An 18,691-nucleotide genomic window follows, 5' to 3' on the forward strand; every position below is an offset into this window, starting at 1 on the left:
TGGCAGGGGAAGTTCCCCGAAACTTGGCTCACATGTAAAAGGTAACCGTCATGGACCGATATCCACGTAATGGTTCGATCGTTGAACGTGCCAACAGCGGCATTCAGGCTTATATGGCGCAGGTGTATGGCTGGATGACCTGTGGCTTGCTGTTGACCGCATTTGTTTCCTGGTATGCAGCGCATACGCCTGCGATCATCAACTTTATTTTCTCTAGCCAGATCACCTTCTTTGGGCTGATTATCCTGCAGTTGGGCCTGGTGTTTGTGATTTCCGGCATGGTTAACCGCCTGAGCGGCACCATGGCCACTGGGCTATTTATGCTTTACTCGGCGCTGACCGGGTTAACGCTATCGAGCATCTTCATTGCCTACACCTATAGCTCGATCGCCAGCACCTTCGTGGTCACTGCGGGTATGTTCGGCGCGATGAGCCTGTACGGCTACACCACCAAACGCGATTTGAGCGGTTTCGGTAGTATGCTGTTTATGGGGCTGATTGGTATTGTGCTGGCTTCACTGGTGAACATCTGGCTGAAAAGCCCGGCGCTGATGTGGGCAATCACCTATATCGGCGTGCTGGTATTTGTGGGCCTGACGGCGTATGACACCCAGAAACTGAAAGCGATGGGTGAACAGCTGAATGCCGATGATAAAGACAGCTTCCGCAAATACGCTATCGTTGGCGCATTGACGCTGTATCTCGACTTTATCAACCTGTTCCTGATGCTCCTGCGTATCTTCGGCAACCGTCGCTAATATGCTAGCTCAGCAATAAATATCTGGCCCCGTTTTAACACGGGGCTTTTTTATGGGATTTTTCTGGTTTCTGGTTGAAAAATTATCACCTTGACATCTATAAGGTTTTTTTTGTTTAATATCCGATGGATAGGGAGGGTAAAAGTCATATCTGTCTTTTACTTAGGATGATAATAATATGGATTGTGAAAAGCTATCATGGATAAGACCGAATTAAGTCAAAAATGGAAAGATCGTTTTGCTCTGTTTGACAGTGTGGCTGGAAATATCCACTCACAGCAATACAAAGACACGATAAAAAATATGAAATTCCTCGCCCGTACTAAATATGTCTTTAACTTTTATGCTTTTTTCTTTGGTATTATTTATTTCTGCATTCTTGGTTTATGGAAGAAAGGGTTGGTGCTATTCGGTGCGGTTGTAGTGCTTAATGTGATTCTGATAATTATTGATGCTGGGACAGCAATGAATCTGGAACCAGCGATCCGCGGTATTAATATTGCCTATGCAGGTACTTGTGCCATGATTGCCAACTATGCCTACTATCTCAAAGAAGTCAAAGGGTTGGATGGTTGGAACCCGATAGAAGGTTTTACCAAGAAATCGGCTGAAAAAATTGCGCAATCCTAAACATTACTAACTAATGAATATTTGAAAGGTTAAGCGAGCAGGGCAATCAGCTAGATATTGCCCTGCATATTTAAAATCTAGCTGGTTTGGAAAGATGCTATTATTACAATAAGATAAAGTGCAAAACTCACTAAAACGATAAACATAGCTAGCAATGCTGACCACTTTAATCTGGATTTAAATAGTCCAACCAAAGCAAAGCAAAATACCAGGATATTCATCGTTATATTGATGAAGCAGAGGATACTCACTACGAGATCGATCCACTCCGCCGTTTCGTCAGGCACGAAAGAGGCTACCATGAGTATAATGACCAAGGCTAACAGGTTGAACCAGGCCATCTTCAACCCAAAACGGACCATGCTGTCAAAAGTGTTGTCCTTAACTACCGCCGATTCCGTCAAATCGCCCTCCATAAGCAATTAAATTACAGTACGCATATTCTACGCATTCTGTTTACGGTTTAACATCATTTCCATAGCGCTTCACTTCACCGTTGCACAGAAATATTAAAAACCGGAGAGTGGTTAACTCCCCGGCCTTAGCTACGTTTCCACCATCATCAATCGATGAACCGGCGGATCAGTTCCAGCAGCGCAACCAGCGCTTTCAGAACGATGAGAACTTTATCGATTAAAGCTTTCACCCGTTTTCTCCATAAATGGAGTGAAAGCCCCCTACTTGCCCTTACACTGCCTGTTATAGGGGTTGCCCTTCATTGTTAGATGTGGACTGCTTCACTCTGGCTAGAGCACCAGAACCGGCACCACCCGTCACTCCAGCCAGGACTTGAATACTTTCCCTCGCAGACCAGAGTTCCGCAGCAAACAGCGCTAACCTGCTGATTATATAGTCTATGCGGTAGTTTGAAAATCAATCAAATCCTGCGTATACTGATTACGTTAGATGTGGACTGCCTCACTCCGGCTAGAGCCACCAACTCAGTGCCGGAAAGTAAAAAAACCGACCTCACCCGTCGGTTTTTTTACGCCCGAAATTCAGGCAATCTTCCGTCTGAACATGGCATAGGCCGCGCTGCCGGTGGTGGCGGTGATCACCAGTAATGGCCACAGGCTGTGCCAGATAATGCCGAAACCGGCATCCTTGAGGTAGATCTGCTTGGTGATATCGGTGAAATGGCGGATAGGGTTGGCCCAGGTAAGATGCTGTAGCCAAACCGGCATATTCTCCACTGGCGAGACATAGCCGGAAAGCAGTATCGCCGGCATCATAAACACAAACACCCCGATAAATGCCTGCTGCTGCGTCGCGCACAGCGAAGAAATCAGCAGCCCGAAGCCCACCAAAGACAGCCCGTAAACCAGCATGGTGCCATAGAACAGCAGCAGCGAACCGGCAAACGGGATCTGATAGGCAAAGATACCGATAAACAACACGATCGAAGCCTGGAAGGTGGCAATGATCAGGGCCGGTACCGCCTTGCCGATAAAGATCTGCCAGGTGGTTAAAGGCGAAACCAATAACTGCTCTAACGTGCCTTGCTCACGTTCACGCGCGACGGAAAGTGAGGTAACGATCAGTACGCCGATGGTGGTGATCATCGCGATCAGCGAAGGCACCACGAACCATTTGTAATCCAGATTCGGGTTATACCAGTTACGCACCACCAGTTCGCTGTTGTTGGGCTTGGTACGCTGCCCAATCAGCTCATTCTGGTAGTCCTGCACGATCTGTTGCACATAGTTGGCGGCGATCTGCGCGCTGTTGGAGTTACGACCATCGAGGATCAACTGCAACGGCGCGGTATTACCGCTGGCGATATCCCGTGAGAAGTTGGCCGGGAAGCGGACCAGCAGCAGCGCCTTCTGATTATCAATGGTGGTTCTAATCTCCTGCGGGCTGCGTAACAACAGCACGTGAGAAAAGGCTTTGGCTTTGGCGAGGCGCTGAGTCAGCTCAATGGAGTGCTGGCCGCTGTCCTCACTGTACACCGCGATGGTGGCGTTGGTGACTTCCAGCGTGGCGGCGAACGGGAACAACACCACCTGCAACAACACCGGCATAATCAGGATCGCGCGGGTCTGCGGATCGCGCAGCAACGACTGCATTTCTTTAACGATCAACGTCCAGAGACGGTGAAACATGGCTTCCCCTTAATCCAGCCGCCGCTGGGTTTTCCAGGCCGTCAGGCCGATAAACACCACCGCCGAGGCGATCAAAAACAGCAGGTTAATCACCAACACGGTGCCGATGTTGCCCGCCAGGAACAGTGTTTGCAGCGTGCTGACAAAGTAGCGCGCCGGAATGATATAGGTCACCGCACGCACCACGGCGGGCATACTGTCGATCTGGAAGATAAATCCAGACAGCATAATTGAAGGTAAAAAGGCGGCGTTCAGGGCTACCATTGCCGCGTTAAACTGGTTGCGGGTGATGGTCGAGATTAACAGCCCCATGCCGAGCGTGCTGGCCAGGAACAGGCTACTGATCACGAACAGCAGCAGCAGGGAGCCACGGTAGGGCACGCCGAGTACAAATACCGAAACCACCATACACAGCACCATGGCGATCATGCCCAGGAAATAGTACGGCACCAGCTTGGACAGCAGCAGCTCGCTGCGTGTGACCTGGGTGGAAAGCAGTGCCTCCATGGTGCCACGCTCCCATTCGCGGGCGATTACCAACGAGGTCAGAATGGCACCGATCACCGTCATGATAATGGTGATGGCCCCCGGAATAATAAAGTGCTGGCTGATGGCCGCCGGGTTAAACCAGTAGCGCATCTGGACTTCAATCAGTGGCTTGTCATCACGCCCCAGATCGGTGGCGCGCTGTTGCTGCCAGATTTGCCAGATCCCCTGGGTATAGCCTTGCACAAAGTTGGCGGTATTGGGCTCGCTGCCGTCAGTAATGACCTGCAACGGAGCGCGGTCGTTGGGCCTTGCCAAATGCTCGGCAAAATCGCTGGGGATCACTACCAGGCCGCGGATGCTGCCAGCCTGCATCATCTGGATCAGCTGCTGGCGGTTATCGCTGACGGTCGGTTCAATATAGGGCGAGCCGATAAAGGCATTAGCCAGATCGCGAGCCTCTTCGCTTTGCTGCTCCATCAGGATCCCCAGCCGTAGCTTGCTGGAATCCAGATTGATGCCGTAGCCAAAGATAAACAGCAGCATCAACGGAATGACGAAGGCAATCAGTCCGCTGCTGGGATCGCGCAATATCTGCCGGGTTTCTTTCAGGCACAATGCCCGCAGTCGCCGCCAGGAAAAGCCGTTGTCGCTGCTCATGCTGTCTCCTCCCGATCGTAACCCTGCACCAGTTCGATAAACGCCTCTTCCATCGAAGGGTTGGGGTTTTGCTCGCTGGCTATCTGCTGTTTGAGATCGTCCGGCGTACCGGCGGCGATGATTTTGCCGCGATACACCAGGCCGATACGATCGCAGTATTCCGCTTCATCCATAAAGTGGGTGGTGACCATCACCGTCACGCCTTTATCCACCATGCCGTTGATGTGCAGCCAGAACTCGCGCCGGGTCAGGGGATCGACGCCCGAGGTGGGCTCATCAAGAAACAGAATATCTGGCTCATGCATCAGCGCGCAGGCCAGCGCCAGCCGCTGTTTGAAACCGAGCGGAAGCGAATCCGGCGTTTGGTTGAGGATCGGGGCGAAGTTGAAGGCGCGAGACATCTCCTCGATTTTATCGCGCTGGCTCTTACCGCTTAGCCCATAAACGCCAGAGAAAAACTTCAGGTTCTGGGCCACCGTCAGGTTGCCATACAGCGAAAATTTCTGCGCCATATAGCCCAGATGCTGGCGCGCTTTGCCGGAGCTGGTTTTTAGATCCATACCGAGCACCAGCGCTTTGCCATCGCTAGGTACCAGCAGGCCACACATCATCTTGAAGGTGGTGGATTTGCCCGCGCCGTTGGGGCCAAGCAGGCCAAAAATCTCGCCGCGCTGCACCTTGAAATCCACATGTTCGGTGGCCGCAAAGTCGCCGAATTTTTTGGTCAACCCCTGTGCTTCGATCACCGTTTCCGAGTTGTCGCCCGTTACCGTAGGCATGATCTCGGCCAGGGCGGATTTGCTGTTCGGGCCGCCGCCCAGCAGATCGATAAACGCATCCTCAAAACGCGGTTCGGCCTCGGTTAATTCGGCCTGTGGCAGATCCAGATCCCGCAATACCTGCTGGTGATCTTCACCCGGCTTGAGGATCAGCCGCAGATATTTCCCCTGGATCACACCGTCGCTAACCGCAGGCAGGCAGATCGCCCGCTGCAACAGCGATCGGTGGCTACCGGCTGGGGTGTCGATCAAAATGGTACGGCCAGCCATGCGCTGGGTAAGATCCTGTGGCGCGCCGCTGAACAGCAACTCACCTTCGTTCATCAGCAGCACTTCGCGGCACTGCTCAGCTTCGTCTAGATAGGAGGTACTCCACAGGATCAGCATGCCGTCGTTGGCCAGCTCATGCACCATTCGCCACAGTTCACGACGTGAAATGGGATCGACGCCGACGCCGGGCTCATCCAGCAGCAGCACCTGAGGTTGACCAAGCAGCGTACAGGCCAGCCCGAGCTTTTGCTTCATCCCGCCGGAAAGCTTGCCCGCCAGCCGTTCGGTAAAGCGGGTCAGATCGGTAAACGTCAGCAACCGCTCAAAGGTTTGCTTACGCAGATCGCCGGTGACTCCGCGCAGATCGGCATACAGCGTGAGATTTTCCATCACCGTCAGATCTTCATACAGCCCGAATTTCTGCGGCATGTAACCGAGAATAGCGTGCAACTGGCGATCCTGTGCGATCGGATCCAACCCGGCGACGGTCAGCTTGCCGCTGCTGGGGAGCAGCAAACCTGCCAACATGCGCAGCAGGGTAGTTTTGCCCGCGCCATCGGGGCCAACCAGCCCGGTCACCGCGCCACTGCGCAACGTGGTCGTCAGGCTGGCTACCGCCGGTTTATCGAGTGATGGAAAGCGTTTTTCCAACGCCACCAGTTCAATCGTATGTGCCTGTGCCATCACGGTTCCTTACGGTTGTGTGAAATGGACGGTTACCGGCATCCCCTGACGCAAGGCGTCATCGGCATCGTTGACGATGATCCGCAGGCGGTAGACCAGATCGGTACGCAGATCCGGCGTTTCTACGCTTTTGGGGGTGAACTCCGCGGTGGGGGAAACAAAGCCGATCTTGCCGTGATAAGGCTTGCCAGGGCGGCTGTCGGTCTCGATCAAGACTTCGGTACCTGGCGTAGCGCTACCCAGGCTGGCTTCATTGATGTAGGCACGAACCCATACCGGCCGCGTCAACGATAGGGTAAACACTGTGCTGCCAGCGCTGAGCATGGTGCCTGGCTCCACGGCTCGCGTCATTACCGTACCAACGGACGGAGAGAGCAGGGTGGTGTCATGCAGATCCAACTGGGCTTGCGCCAGTGCTGCCTCGGCTAGTGCCAGATTGGCTTTGGCCTGTTCGATTTCCTGTGGGCGGTTACCGGTCAGGTATTGCGACAGTTTGTCTTTCGACGCCTGCAAATTTGCCTGCGCCTGATTACGCGCGGTGCGGGCATCTTCCAGGGCGTTGGCAGAGGTCGCCTTTTTCGCCCATAGCCCCTGCTGACGTTGGAAGAAGCTGTCGGCATAACTGAAGGCCGACTGCCGTTGCGCCACTTCGGATCGTACCTGAGCAATCTCCTCGTTGCGGTAGCCTGCCTGCAATAAATCCAGTTTGGCTTTGGCGCTGGCAACGTTGGCCTGTGCCTGTAGCAACGCGTTCTGGTAAGGGGCATCGTCCAGTTTGCCCAGCAGCTGCCCCTGTTGCACGCTGTCCCCTTCGTCTACCGCCAGTGAGGCCAACCGGCCATTAACGCGGAAACCCAGGTTGACCGTGCGGATATCTACATTGCCATACAGCGTCAAAGGCTTGTCCTGCTGGCGTTGGTAAGACCAGAAACCGTAGGCCGCAGCGGCGATCAGCACGATCGCTATACCCACAATGGCAACTCTTTTCTTGTTCATAATGTTCCTTGACTGCAAGACGGAAAGTTAGACGGCGTAACGCTGGCGTAGCCCGTTAACCAGAATGTCGATATGTTCGGCCAGCACCTCGCTAATTTGCTCGGCTTCTTCTGCCGCGATCTGATGCCAGCCTGCCTGGCGTAGCAAAGTTTCCCGGCCAACGCGGAATGCCAGAACCTCACCGATCAGCGCATGGGTATGCAAGACGATTTTGGTGGAACGCTCATCGATGCCGGTGTAGCCCGCTAACAGGCGACACAGTAAGTGATGCAACGGGGCTATCACTTGCTGGTGGATCAGCGGATAAGCATCGGTTGGCGAAAGCTGTTCGCGAGACATAATCTTGCTCAGGTTGAGCGTGTGGGGTTCGGTCATCAGTTGGCTGAAGGCCAGCAACCCGCTTTTGAGATGGTAGAGATAACGCTCCGGCTGGCGTTGCTCCGCGGGCAGTTGATAGAAACGTTCGATTTCTTCGCTCAGTGGGCGGAAGCTTTGCTGGATAAAGTCGGCAATCCACTGGGCTACCGCCAGGTATAACCCCTCTTTCGAGTTGAAATAATAGGTGATAGCGGCGATGTTCTGCCCGGCACGCTGGGCGATTTGCCGCGTGGTGGCACCCGAAAGGCCATATTCGCCGAACACTTCAATCGCGGCGGTGAGCAGTTGTTGGCGCGCTTGCTCACCCCGTTTGAGAGGGCTTAGCGGCGGGTTTTCTGCAGAGGACATAGGTTGACCTAAAAAAGTTAATCAATCATATGATTAACTTTAGGCCGGACGGGCTAAAATGTAAACCACAGGCCAGAACATTTTGCTTTTCCGTGAGCTTGCTCGGCGAAAAGTGCTGTGAACACGTAAAATTGCCTTTTCTTGTTCGATTTCTGCTACACTCTCGCGCTTGGTGCACTGCAGTTTGTGCCAATCCCTCGAGGTCATGCCGAGGATGTGCCGCAAAAAAGTGCGAGTACCTCCTTATGCCCCGTCTGATAATCCTCCCGGAAACTGCACCGAACATTTGTTTAGGTTAGGGGGGATCTGGAGTTTTTCTCTACTATGTCATTTGAAACCCTCGGCTTAAGTGCTGAAATTCTGCGCGCTGTTGAAGAACAGGGCTATCGCGAACCTACGCCAATTCAACGCCAGGCAATCCCGGTGGTATTGGCAGGCCGTGACCTGATGGCCAGCGCCCAGACCGGCACCGGTAAAACAGCTGGTTTTACCTTGCCGCTATTACAGCTGCTGAGCAAACACGATCACCCAATCAAAGGCCGTCGTCCGGTGCGCGCGTTGATCCTGACGCCAACCCGTGAACTGGCTGCACAAATCGGTGAAAACGTTGAGGCTTACAGCAAACACCTGCGCCTGCGTTCGCTGGTGGTGTTTGGTGGTGTGAGCATCAACCCGCAGATGATGAAGCTGCGCGGCGGCGTCGACATCCTGGTGGCAACGCCGGGTCGCCTGCTGGATCTGGAACATCAGAACGCGGTTGATCTGTCCAAAATTGAAATTCTGGTGCTGGACGAAGCCGACCGCATGCTGGATATGGGCTTTATCCATGATATCCGCCGCGTGCTGTCCAAGCTGCCTGCCAAGCGTCAGAACCTGCTGTTCTCCGCGACCTTCTCCGATGAGATCAAAGGGCTGGCCAGTAAACTGCTGACCAACCCGGCCTCGGTAGAAGTGGCTCGCCGCAACACCGCATCTGAGCAAATTGAACAGAGCGTTCACTTTGTCGATAAGAAGCGTAAGCGTGAACTGCTTTCCCAGATGATCGGCGAAGGTGACTGGAAGCAGGTGCTGGTATTTAACCGTACCAAGCACGGTGCCAACCATTTGGCTGAACAACTGAATAAAGATGGCATCACCGCTGCGGCTATCCACGGCAATAAAAGCCAGGGTGCCCGTACCCGCGCATTGGCAGATTTTAAAGACGGCAAAATCCGCGTGCTGGTAGCTACAGACATCGCTGCACGTGGTCTGGATATCGATCAACTGCCACACGTAGTGAACTACGAGCTGCCAAACGTACCGGAAGATTACGTCCACCGCATTGGCCGTACTGGCCGTGCCGAGCGTACCGGTGAGGCGATCTCGTTGGTCTGCGTGGATGAACACAAACTGCTGCGTGATATTGAGCGCCTGCTCAAGCGTGAAATTCCACGTATTGCGCTGCCAGGCTATGAGCCGGACCCAAGCATCAAAGCCGAACCGATCATCAATGGCCGTCAGGCTGGTGGTGGCCGTGGTGCTCCGCGTGGCAACGGCGGCGGCGCTCCGCGTACCGGTAACGGTGGCGGCCAGCGTAGTGGCAATGGCGGCGGTCAGCGTGAAAATCGCGGCGGCGGCAGTGCTCGCCCGCAGGGTGACGGCAAACCACGTTCAGGTGCTCCATCGCGCCGTCCGCGTAGCCATAAACCCTCTGAGTGATCCTCGATTAGTGATCTATACTGAACCGCCAATTATTGGCGGTTTTTTTTCGCCTGTTTCAGGAGATCCAGATGAAATTAAAGTGTGCAATTCTTGATGATTACCAAGGTGTAGCGCTGACGATGGCGGATTGGTCCGTCCTTGGCGAGCAGGTCGAGGTCTTCTCCCTGCGCGAGCATATTGACGATGAAGACCAACTGGTGAGCCGCATCAACGACTGCGAGATCGTGGTGATTATGCGAGAGCGCACGCCGTTCACCGCCGCATTGCTTGCCCGTTTGCCAAAACTGCAATTGCTGATCACCTCAGGCATGCGCAACGCTTCGATCGATCTGCCAGCGGCAACCCGGCAAGGGATTACCGTTTGTGGCACCGCCAGCGGTTCTGAAGCGCCGATGGAACTGACCTGGGCGCTGATCCTCGGCTTGGCCAAGCATCTGGTGGCTGAAAGCAGCGGATTGCGTGCCAACGGGCCTTGGCAGCAACATGTTGGCATCACTTTGCATGGGAAAACGTTAGGCTTACTGGGGCTGGGCAAGATCGGCGGCCAGATGGCAAAGGTGGCACAGGCGTTTGGTATGAACGTCGTGGCCTGGAGCCAAAATCTGACGGCTGAAAGGGCACAGGAATTCGGTGTGCAACTTGCCGAGTCAAAACAGGTGCTGTTGGCAGCGAGTGACTTTGTTTCGGTCCATCTGGTGTTAAGCGATCGCAGCCGTGGGCTGATCGACCGCCAGGCGCTGGCGCAGATGAAAACCAGTGCATTCCTGATCAACACCTCACGCGCGGCAATTGTCGATCAACAAGCGTTGGTTGAGGCGCTGCAAACCGGACAGATCGCCGGTGCCGGGCTGGACGTGTTTGAAGTAGAGCCACTGCCAGCCGATCACCCATTGCGCCTCTTGCCCAACGTGCTGGCTACGCCGCATGTGGGTTATGTGGCGGATGATAACTACCGCACCTATTTCCGGGAAGCGATTGCTGATATCCAGGCGTTTATTGCCGGTGAGCCGCTGCGCAAGCTAGGCTAATTTTATCGGCGGGAGGCTTGTTGGCTCCCTCTTTCGCCCGTATCATTGCGCCCTCTTAGATAGCAGGGGTAGGCATGCGCGTATTATTGGCTCCAATGGAGGGGGTACTCGACTCTCTGGTGCGGGAATTGCTCACCGAGGTGAACGATTACGATCTCTGCATCACCGAATTCCTGCGGGTGATCGATCAGCGGCTACCAGCCAAATCCTTCTATCGGCTGTGTCCGGAACTGCACCATGCCAGCAGAACGCCATCCGGCACCCAGGTGCGGGTGCAACTGCTGGGCCAGTATCCCGAATGGCTGGCGGAAAACGCCGCTCAGGCGGTTGAACTGGGTTCTTACGGTGTCGATCTGAACTGCGGTTGCCCGTCCAAACATGTCAACGGCAGCGGCGGCGGGGCCACCTTGCTCAAAGATCCCGAACTGATTTATCAGGGTGCCAAAGCGATGCGCGCCGCGGTGCCAGCGCATCTGCCGGTGACGGTAAAAGTGCGCTTGGGTTGGGATTCGGATTCCCGCAGCTTTGAAATTGCCGATGCGGTGCAGCAAGCGGGGGCGACCGAAATCACCATTCATGGCCGTACCAAAGAGGACGGTTATAAAGCCGATCGCATCAACTGGCAGGCGATCGGTGAGATCCGCCAGCGTTTGACCATCCCGGTGATTGCCAACGGGGAAATCTGGGACTATCAAAGTGCGCAGGCCTGTATGCAGGCCACCGGCTGCGACGCGGTAATGCTGGGGCGTGGAGCGTTGAACATCCCCAACCTGAGCCGGGTGGTGAAATATAACGAACCGCGTATGCCTTGGCCGCAGGTGGTGCAGCTATTGCAAAAGTACGTGCATCTGGAAAAGCAGGGCGATACCGGTTTATATCACGTCGCCCGCATCAAACAGTGGCTCAGCTACCTGCGCAAAGAGTATCAGGAAGCCACGGAGCTGTTTACCGAGATCCGCACGTTAAACAACTCCAAGGATATTGCACGGGTGATTTGCCGCTAACTCCTTATTTCAATGGCGAAATAGTGTCGCAGCGCCTCCAACCGTTCTTCCTCCGAATGCAGCGTAGACTCCTTACGATGATGGTTTTGGGTCACGATCAGCTTTAACTCGCTGAGGGTGATGCGGCCATCCTCTGTGGGGCGGGAGCACACCAGCTTTTGGGTAAAATGCGACTGTGGCGAAGTGCTGTGATAGTGACACATGTCGCTAAACTCTTCCGGCTGCCGGGGTTGCAGGGTAAAGCGATAAAGCGTCTTGGCGTGGGAGGTCCGATCGCCGTTGCGGCGCTCGAGATGATACCACTCACCGTCTTGCTCAAGATGAAAGGTGCCGCTGGCCTGCGGTTGTTGTTCGGTGGTGGTGATTTTCAGCGGGGCGAGGAAAGAATCACCAAACCCTACATCGACCAGATACGGCTGATCCAGGGTCACCACCAGCGCCATATGGTCAAATGGCGGACCAAAAGAGCCGTCTCTGGCGTGGATTTCCCCGGATATAAACGTCACCTTAAAGCCGATCTGCTGCAACAGCAGGGCGAATATCCGGTTCAATTCATAGCAAAACCCACCGCGATTATGCTCGACGATTTTGCTGAACAGCCCGGCCTCGCTGAGATCGATTCCCTGATGATAGATAATGCTCAAATTCTCGAAGGGTACCGCCAGCATATGGCAGCGATGCAGCTGTTGCAGAGTTTGCAGATCGGCCTGTGGTGTGCCTGTGAAGCCGATGTGTTGCAGATAGCGTGGTATGTCCACCAGAATTCTCGCTAGACGGGAAATTTTGCATAAATTAGCGGGAATTGCGGCAGTCGGGGAAGCAATATGTGCGGTGCTGAAAATCGCTGGCGTAAAGCCGCTTGTGCCAATGCAATACACTCGTCTTCCTGACAGGTCGTGGCCACCTGGCTTGCGAGCATGTGAACGCCGTCTGTAATTAACCAGAAAGACAAATGCGTATCGATTTCAGTCCGTTTAAAATTAGCGATTTAGCGAATAAACGTATGTTGTTAAAAACAGTATTGACATAGTTTGAAAAAGTCGTAGATTAGTATCCAGCAGCAGGAAATTGATAGTTAGCTGCTTAGCTAAATAACAGATTGAAAGATTACTTTTAATAAGTTGTTTAGTGATATTGCGATAAAGGCCACGAAGTTCTGTTGTATGGGGAAGTCGTCGTTGAGTAGCCAATTCGGACTCAAGGACAATGTTTTAAGGCCACGTAGTCAGTACCGACGATCGCAGGGTGTGTACCATAACGCGATGATGTAAGGCTCTGTTTCTCAAGTGTTAATGTTGCAACTTGTTAATTTTATCCTGTAAGTTTGTTGCAATGAAAGTAAAGCCATGCGTCAATAGTTTATATCGCGAGGGGGAATGTACCAGTTTAGCTTGCTTTGCCTCGGCTAATTATTATGAGGTAGGTAAGTCAAAATTTGTAAATCAGCCAGTATAGGGGAGGATGTAGTTAGCTTTTTAATACCCAATATTATCTGTGATAAACAAGTACATTTTAAATAGTATCGAAAGTAGTACCCAGTTAGTAAGTTGATTAATGTTGAATTTTAAATATGCAGTAACCTAAAAGCCCTGGCAAATATTGTCAGGGCTTTTTCGTTTTATCCTTTTGCCAATGGGGTGATGCTTCAGCATTTTTGGAGGAACGCCACTGCCAGAAACTGTCATGCTCAAGCCTTACCCTGAACGCCTAACTCAAAGCGATCGGGAGGCGTTATGCAAGATTTTACGGGTAAAGTGGCACTGGTGACCGGTGCTTCCACCGGGATTGGTGAGGCTATTGCTCAAGAGTTGGTCGATCGCGGTGCGAAGGTAGCGATCACCGCCAGAAATAGCGAAAGACTGGCAGCAACGGCGCAACGTATAGATCCGACAGGCAAATCGGTATTTCCGTTGGTTATGGATGCTCGCGATCCTGAATCGGTGCGCAGTGCGGTAGCGCAAACGCTAGCCCTTGGTGGGCAATTGCATCTGCTGGTCAATAATGCCGGTATCACCGGGCCGCATGATGTGCCGCTGAATGAATACCCCATCGAAGATTGGCACGCGGTGATTGAAACCGATCTCAGTGGCACCTTCTATGGGATGAAGTACGGATTACCCGCTATCGCAGCGGCAGGCGGTGGCGCGGTAGTGAATCTCTCAGCCGTCAATGGCATGGTCGGTATTGCGGGCATTGCACCTTATACCGCGGCCAAGCATGGCATTATCGGTTTGACACGGGCCGCCGCTCTGGAGTTTGCCGATCGGGGGATACGCATCAACGCCGTCGGGCCTGGCTATGTCGATACGCCATCGATGGCCAAATTACCCGCCTTGGTGCGGGAGAAAATGGCGGCCTCTCATCCAATGGGGCGAATGGCTACGCGTGAAGAGGTAGCGAAAACGGTGGTTTTTTTGCTTTCTATAGACAGCAGTTTCACCACCGGGGCCTTTTACAGCATTGATGGTGGTTATACGGCACAGTAAACCGTTGGTAGGCTAAGGCGTAAGCGAGCTTGCGTCTTGGCAAGAAATCGTCAGCAGAGCTCATTCTGACTTGCTATGGGTGAACTATAATTTTCATCAAGTTAGATTAATTGATGAGCGATCTTGCTGCCGATGACAGAATCTCTGTTCTCCCGTTTTATGGCACTGTGGCTGCTGGCCATAGCCACACCGATCGTTGCTGCACCGCTGCCAGCGGTGACCGTGGCGCTGATTGAACAAAGCCAACCCGAACGCGCATTGCACTATCTTGGCCGCATCGAGGCGATACAAACCGTGGAGGTGAAGACCCGTACCGAAGGGTTTATCGCCAAGCGGCCGTTTACCGAAGGGCAAATGGTCAAGGCAGGGGATTTACTGTACGAGATCGAGCCTGCATTACACCATTCTGCCGTGGCACAGGCTCAGGCTCAGTTGGATAGCGCGACTGCCACAGCTAACCTGGCTCAGGTAAACCTGACGCGCTTGCAGCAGTTAGGCAATAACCGCGCGGTTAGCAGAGCAGATATTGATGCCGCGGCAGCCGAGCGTGATACCAGCAGGGCGGCGGTCGCCCAGGCGCGGGCACTGCTTAATACGCAGCAGTTACAACTCAGCTATACCCGAATTTATGCGCCGATTGCCGGGCGCATCGGCCACAGCCGTTTTCATGTGGGCAGCCTGGTCAACGCGGCGAGTGGCACACTGGTCAACATTATTCAGCTCGATCCGATCCGCGTGGCGATCTCCATCAATGAACGGGACTATATTACCGCCGCCTATCAGCGTCAGAATGGGGAGGGCAAGCTTGCCGAAGGGCAGTTTTCTGCCCGTCTTGAACTGGCCAACGGCAAATCCTACCCGGAGCCGGGCACTTTTGAATCGGTAGATAACCAGATCGATGCCCACACTGGTACCGTCACGTTACGGACCCGTTTTGCCAATCCTAATCATCTGTTGCTGCCCGGGGGCGTGGTGAACGTGATCCTGACCGCCGAGCAACCGCAGACGGTCACGCTGGTGCCAATCGCCGCGCTTCAGCAAAACCAGCAGGGCCACTTTGTGTTGGTCGTCACCCCGGAGAATATCGTGGAGGTGCGCGAGGTAACTCTTGGTGAACAGCATGAGCAATATTATCAGGTGAACGCCGGGCTCAAGGTTGGCGAAAAGGTGATTATCTCCGGTGTTCAGCACGTCAGGCCCGGAATGCAGGTGAACGCCATTCTTTCCAGCGCCAACGCGCAACCATAAGGGGACGTTGATGCTGCATTTCTTTATCCGGCGGCCGAAGTTCGCCATCGTGATTGCGCTGGTGATCACCCTGGTGGGGATCGTTTCTCTCAAGGTGATCCCGGTGGAGCAGTACCCCGATATCACGCCACCGGTGGTTTCCGTCAGCGCGCTCTATCCTGGAGCCAGCGCCCGCGACGTGGCTCAGGCGGTGGCATCGCCCATCGAAGCTCAGGTCAACGGCGTCAGCAACATGCTTTACATGGAATCGACCAGCGCCAACAACGGCGGTTATCAACTGAGCATTACCTTTGCCAGTGGCACCGATCCGGATATGGCCGCCGTGGAGGTGCAAAACCGTATTTCACAGGTTAGCGCACAGCTACCGGCAGAGGTGAATAACAACGGGGTTTCGGTGCGCAAGCGGGCCTCGAATCTGTTGTTGGGCGTTAGCGTGTTCTCTCCCAAGGGCAGCCGTGACACGCTGTTTCTGAGCAATTACACCAGTATCCAACTGCGCGATGCCTTGGCCCGCATCAGCGGTGTGGGAGATGTGCAGGTGTTTGGCGCCCGGGATTACAGCATGCGCGTCTGGCTCGATCCGCAGCGTATGGAGTCGCTGAATATCAGCGTGCAGGACATCGTGCAAGCGTTGCAGCAGCAGAACGTGCAGGCCGCAGCAGGCCAAATCGGTTCCGCGCCTTCGCCTTCCCGGCAGCAGCAAACCTTGACCATCAGCGGGCAGGGGCGTTTAGACGATCCGCAGGAGTTCGCCAGGGTGATTATCCGCAGCGGGGCCAATGGCGGTACGGTGCGCGTGGGTGACGTGGCGCGGGTCGAGTTGGGGGCACAAAACTACCAGGTTAATGCTTCGATGAACCAACAGGAATCGGCATTTTTGGTGGTTTACCCCACGCCGGGAGCTAACGCGCTGAATGTTGCCAATGCGGTACGCCAGGAGATGGCACGCTTGTCGCAGTCCTTCCCCAGCGATATGAGCTATGACATCAAATATGACTCTACCCGCCCGGTAACGGCAACGCTGCACGAGATTGCCATTTCGCTGGCGTTAACCCTGGCGGTGGTGTTGCTGGTGGTTTATCTGTTCTTACAGAGCCTGCGGGCCACCTTTATCGTGGCGCTCACCATTCCAGTTTCATTGCTCGGTACTTTCGCCGTGCTGTATGTTTTCGGCTACTCCGCCAACACCCTGAGCCTATTCGCCATTATCCTGGCGCTGACTATCGTGGTAGACGACGCCATCGTGGTGGTGGAAAACGTGGAGCGTCTGCTGGCCCAAGATCCCGCTCTTAGCCCGGCAGGAGCAACCCGCAAGGCGATTAGCCAGATTGCCGGGCCGATCGTCGCTACGACGTTAGTGCTGATGGCGGTGTTTGTGCCGATTGCGGTGCTGCCGGGCATTACCGGTGAGCTGTATCGTCAGTTTGCCGTGACCCTGTCGGCGGCGGTGATCCTGTCGAGCATCAACGCGTTGACGCTGTCCCCGGCGCTTTGTGCCACGCTGATCCGGCGGCGTGAGCTGGCGCAAACCGGCTTTTTTGGTGGTTTCAACCGGGGTATGAACCGGATGCGCGATGGCTATGTTCGCATGACCGCATTGGCTAGCAAACGAGCTTTAACCACGGTGATTGCACTCTTTGTCGTTGGCTTGGCCACCTGGTATGGCTATAGCCGTCTGCCAACCTCTTTCCTGCCGGAGGAGGATCAGGGCTACTTCTTCGTCAACGTACAGTTGCCAGATGGAGCTTCCCTTGAACGTACCCAGGCGGTAATGGATCAGATGCATCAGCAGGTGATACAAAACCCGGCGGTGGAAGATGTGATCAAAATTACCGGTTTCAGCCTGCTGAGCGGGGGCAATTCGCCCAATGCGGGCTTCGCCATCGTGATGCTCAAACCTTGGGGCCAACGCGAACATGTTGACCGGGTGTTAGCCGATCTTCAGGGCCGGCTGGCAGCAATCCCCTCGGCGATGATCATGGTGGTTAATCCACCGGCCATCGCCGGGCTAGGCAACGCCGCCGGTTTTGATTTACGCCTGCTGGCGCTGGAGGGGCAAACGCCGCAGCAGATGGCTCAGGTGGCCCAGGGGATTATTTTTGCGGCCAACCAGCGGCCAGAGCTGAGCCGGGTATTTACCACCTTCAGCGCCGTGGTGCCGGATATCGATCTAGCGGTCGATCGTGAACGTGCTGCACTATTGCAGGTGCCGGTCAGCCGGATTTTCAATACGCTGCAAGTTTCGCTTGGCGGCCTGAACGTGGGGGATTTTTCGGTCAATAACCGTATGTTCCGGGTGCAGTTGCAAAACGATATGGATTTCCGGCAACGCACCGAACAAATTAATCGCCTGAACGTGCGCAGCGACACCGGCGCTCTGGTGAGCCTGGCTAATCTGGTACGGCTCACGCCTTCCATCGGCGCGCCTTTTATCAGCCAGTTCAACCAGTTTCCGTCGGTATCGGTGAACGGTTCTGCGGCCGAGGGGGTTAGCTCCGGGCAGGCGATGAAAACCATGGAGTCTTTATTGGCCGAGCAGCTGCCAAAGGGTTACGGCTATAGTTGGAGCGGCCTGTCTTGGCAGGAACAACAAACCGGTGACCAAGCCCTGCTGATCTATCTGGCGGCGCTGGTGTTCGCCTATTTGTTCCTGGTGGCTCAGTATGAAAGCTGGAGTATCCCGCTGGTGGTGATGCTGTCGGTGATTTTCGCGGTGGCAGGAGCGGTCGCGGGGTTACGCATGATGGGGTTCGCCAACGACGTTTACGCCCAAATCGGGCTAGTCCTGCTGATCGGCCTGGCGGCCAAGAATGCCATCCTGATCGTTGAGTTCTCCAAGGCGCGGCGTGAAGAGGGGGCCAGCATTCGCGAAGCCGCGCAGGACGGCGCCCGGCAACGTTTCCGGGCGGTGATGATGACGGCCATTTCCTTTATTCTCGGGGTGATGCCGCTGGTGTTTGCTACCGGTGCCGGGGCGATGAGCCGCCAAATTATCGGTATTACCGTGTTTGGCGGGATGTTACTGGCAACCCTGGTCGGGATCTTCTTTATTCCTGCGCTGTACCTGCATATTCAACGGCTGCGCGAATGGGTTAAATCACGGTTTGCCTAGAGTCGCTGACCAGGTCTA

General features: G+C 54.5%; 15 protein-coding genes. 8 read left to right on the forward strand and 7 right to left on the reverse strand.

Annotation, left to right across the window (positions count from 1 at the left end; all coding sequences use genetic code 11):
- The first annotated feature begins 50 nt into the window (after window positions 1-50).
- Both KGP16_RS08090 and KGP16_RS08095 read left to right on the forward strand, forming a co-directional pair.
- On the forward strand, window positions 51-758 hold the full coding sequence (locus tag KGP16_RS08090) for a Bax inhibitor-1/YccA family protein (RefSeq protein WP_021180400.1): 708 nt from the start codon (window positions 51-53) through the stop codon (window positions 756-758).
- A 198-nt stretch (window positions 759-956) separates the two neighbouring features.
- A complete protein-coding gene (locus KGP16_RS08095) occupies window positions 957-1,388 on the forward strand; it encodes a DUF2628 domain-containing protein (RefSeq protein ID WP_059200189.1) in 432 nt (143 codons plus the stop codon).
- A gap of 562 nt (window positions 1,389-1,950) precedes the next feature.
- On the opposite strand, the gene dinQ is transcribed toward KGP16_RS08095, so the two are convergent.
- The 6 genes from dinQ to cecR form a co-directional block, all read right to left on the reverse strand.
- Complete coding sequence (gene dinQ / locus KGP16_RS27670; RefSeq protein ID WP_363136641.1) at window positions 1,951-2,034, reverse strand: damage-inducible type I toxin DinQ; 84 nt, start codon at window positions 2,032-2,034, stop codon at window positions 1,951-1,953.
- Window positions 2,035-2,386: 352 nt separating this feature from the next.
- A complete protein-coding gene (locus KGP16_RS08100) occupies window positions 2,387-3,493 on the reverse strand; it encodes an ABC transporter permease (RefSeq protein WP_021805223.1) in 1,107 nt (368 codons plus the stop codon).
- A 9-nt stretch (window positions 3,494-3,502) separates the two neighbouring features.
- Window positions 3,503-4,639 carry an ABC transporter permease gene (locus KGP16_RS08105; RefSeq protein WP_021805222.1) on the reverse strand — a complete coding sequence of 379 codons (1,137 nt, stop codon included), beginning with the start codon at window positions 4,637-4,639 and terminating at the stop codon, window positions 3,503-3,505.
- On the reverse strand, window positions 4,636-6,372 hold the full coding sequence (locus KGP16_RS08110; protein ID WP_223501128.1) for an ATP-binding cassette domain-containing protein: 1,737 nt from the start codon (window positions 6,370-6,372) through the stop codon (window positions 4,636-4,638). Before KGP16_RS08110 ends, KGP16_RS08105 begins: the two co-directional genes overlap by 4 nt.
- Window positions 6,373-6,381: 9 nt before the next feature.
- The gene (hlyD, locus tag KGP16_RS08115; RefSeq protein WP_021805220.1) at window positions 6,382-7,368 is read right to left on the reverse strand and encodes a secretion protein HlyD; all 987 of its coding nucleotides are present in this window, start codon (window positions 7,366-7,368) and stop codon (window positions 6,382-6,384) included.
- A gap of 27 nt (window positions 7,369-7,395) precedes the next feature.
- A complete protein-coding gene (gene cecR / locus KGP16_RS08120; RefSeq protein ID WP_021805219.1) occupies window positions 7,396-8,094 on the reverse strand; it encodes a transcriptional regulator CecR in 699 nt (232 codons plus the stop codon).
- 324 nt (window positions 8,095-8,418) lie between these two features.
- Between cecR and rhlE the strand changes: the two genes are divergently transcribed.
- The 3 genes from rhlE to dusC all read left to right on the forward strand — a co-directional run bounded on the left by rhlE (window position 8,419) and on the right by dusC (window position 11,827).
- Window positions 8,419-9,792 carry an ATP-dependent RNA helicase RhlE gene (gene rhlE, locus KGP16_RS08125; RefSeq protein ID WP_021180406.1) on the forward strand — a complete coding sequence of 458 codons (1,374 nt, stop codon included), beginning with the start codon at window positions 8,419-8,421 and terminating at the stop codon, window positions 9,790-9,792.
- A gap of 71 nt (window positions 9,793-9,863) precedes the next feature.
- The gene (locus KGP16_RS08130; RefSeq protein ID WP_223501129.1) at window positions 9,864-10,823 is read left to right on the forward strand and encodes a D-2-hydroxyacid dehydrogenase family protein; all 960 of its coding nucleotides are present in this window, start codon (window positions 9,864-9,866) and stop codon (window positions 10,821-10,823) included.
- A 74-nt stretch (window positions 10,824-10,897) separates the two neighbouring features.
- A complete protein-coding gene (dusC, locus tag KGP16_RS08135) occupies window positions 10,898-11,827 on the forward strand; it encodes a tRNA dihydrouridine(16) synthase DusC (RefSeq protein ID WP_021180408.1) in 930 nt (309 codons plus the stop codon).
- Here the strand turns inward: dusC and KGP16_RS08140 are convergent.
- Window positions 11,824-12,585, reverse strand: a complete 762-nt coding sequence (locus tag KGP16_RS08140; protein ID WP_059201991.1) for an arylamine N-acetyltransferase — start codon at window positions 12,583-12,585, stop codon at window positions 11,824-11,826. The genes dusC and KGP16_RS08140 overlap by 4 nt on opposite strands.
- A gap of 975 nt (window positions 12,586-13,560) precedes the next feature.
- On the opposite strand from KGP16_RS08140, the gene KGP16_RS08145 reads away from it, so the two are divergent.
- From KGP16_RS08145 to KGP16_RS08155, 3 genes are all read left to right on the forward strand, one after another.
- Window positions 13,561-14,313, forward strand: a complete 753-nt coding sequence (locus KGP16_RS08145; protein ID WP_021180410.1) for an SDR family NAD(P)-dependent oxidoreductase — start codon at window positions 13,561-13,563, stop codon at window positions 14,311-14,313.
- Between the two features lie 159 nt (window positions 14,314-14,472).
- A complete protein-coding gene (locus KGP16_RS08150; protein WP_223501504.1) occupies window positions 14,473-15,561 on the forward strand; it encodes an efflux RND transporter periplasmic adaptor subunit in 1,089 nt (362 codons plus the stop codon).
- Window positions 15,562-15,571: 10 nt separating this feature from the next.
- Complete coding sequence (locus tag KGP16_RS08155) at window positions 15,572-18,673, forward strand: efflux RND transporter permease subunit (protein WP_223501130.1); 3,102 nt, start codon at window positions 15,572-15,574, stop codon at window positions 18,671-18,673.
- The last annotated feature ends 18 nt before the right edge of the window (window positions 18,674-18,691 follow it).

The sequence above is a fragment of the Serratia sp. JSRIV006 genome, from assembly GCF_019968685.1.
GTDB classification, from domain to species: domain Bacteria; phylum Pseudomonadota; class Gammaproteobacteria; order Enterobacterales; family Enterobacteriaceae; genus Chania; species Chania fonticola_B.

What these genes read in the sequence shown, in the direction of transcription:
- KGP16_RS08090 (WP_021180400.1), top strand. Translation starts at nt 51, where the DNA reads ATGGACCGATATCCACGTAATGGTTCGATCGTTGAACGTGCCAACAGC.
- KGP16_RS08095 (WP_059200189.1), top strand. Translation starts at nt 957, where the DNA reads ATGGATAAGACCGAATTAAGTCAAAAATGGAAAGATCGTTTTGCTCTG.
- KGP16_RS08100 (WP_021805223.1), bottom strand. Translation starts at nt 3,493, where the DNA reads ATGTTTCACCGTCTCTGGACGTTGATCGTTAAAGAAATGCAGTCGTTG.
- KGP16_RS08105 (WP_021805222.1), bottom strand. Translation starts at nt 4,639, where the DNA reads ATGAGCAGCGACAACGGCTTTTCCTGGCGGCGACTGCGGGCATTGTGC.
- KGP16_RS08110 (WP_223501128.1), bottom strand. Translation starts at nt 6,372, where the DNA reads ATGGCACAGGCACATACGATTGAACTGGTGGCGTTGGAAAAACGCTTT.
- hlyD (WP_021805220.1), bottom strand. Translation starts at nt 7,368, where the DNA reads ATGAACAAGAAAAGAGTTGCCATTGTGGGTATAGCGATCGTGCTGATC.
- cecR (WP_021805219.1), bottom strand. Translation starts at nt 8,094, where the DNA reads ATGTCCTCTGCAGAAAACCCGCCGCTAAGCCCTCTCAAACGGGGTGAG.
- rhlE (WP_021180406.1), top strand. Translation starts at nt 8,419, where the DNA reads ATGTCATTTGAAACCCTCGGCTTAAGTGCTGAAATTCTGCGCGCTGTT.
- KGP16_RS08130 (WP_223501129.1), top strand. Translation starts at nt 9,864, where the DNA reads ATGAAATTAAAGTGTGCAATTCTTGATGATTACCAAGGTGTAGCGCTG.
- dusC (WP_021180408.1), top strand. Translation starts at nt 10,898, where the DNA reads ATGCGCGTATTATTGGCTCCAATGGAGGGGGTACTCGACTCTCTGGTG.
- KGP16_RS08145 (WP_021180410.1), top strand. Translation starts at nt 13,561, where the DNA reads ATGCAAGATTTTACGGGTAAAGTGGCACTGGTGACCGGTGCTTCCACC.
- KGP16_RS08150 (WP_223501504.1), top strand. Translation starts at nt 14,473, where the DNA reads ATGGCACTGTGGCTGCTGGCCATAGCCACACCGATCGTTGCTGCACCG.
- KGP16_RS08155 (WP_223501130.1), top strand. Translation starts at nt 15,572, where the DNA reads ATGCTGCATTTCTTTATCCGGCGGCCGAAGTTCGCCATCGTGATTGCG.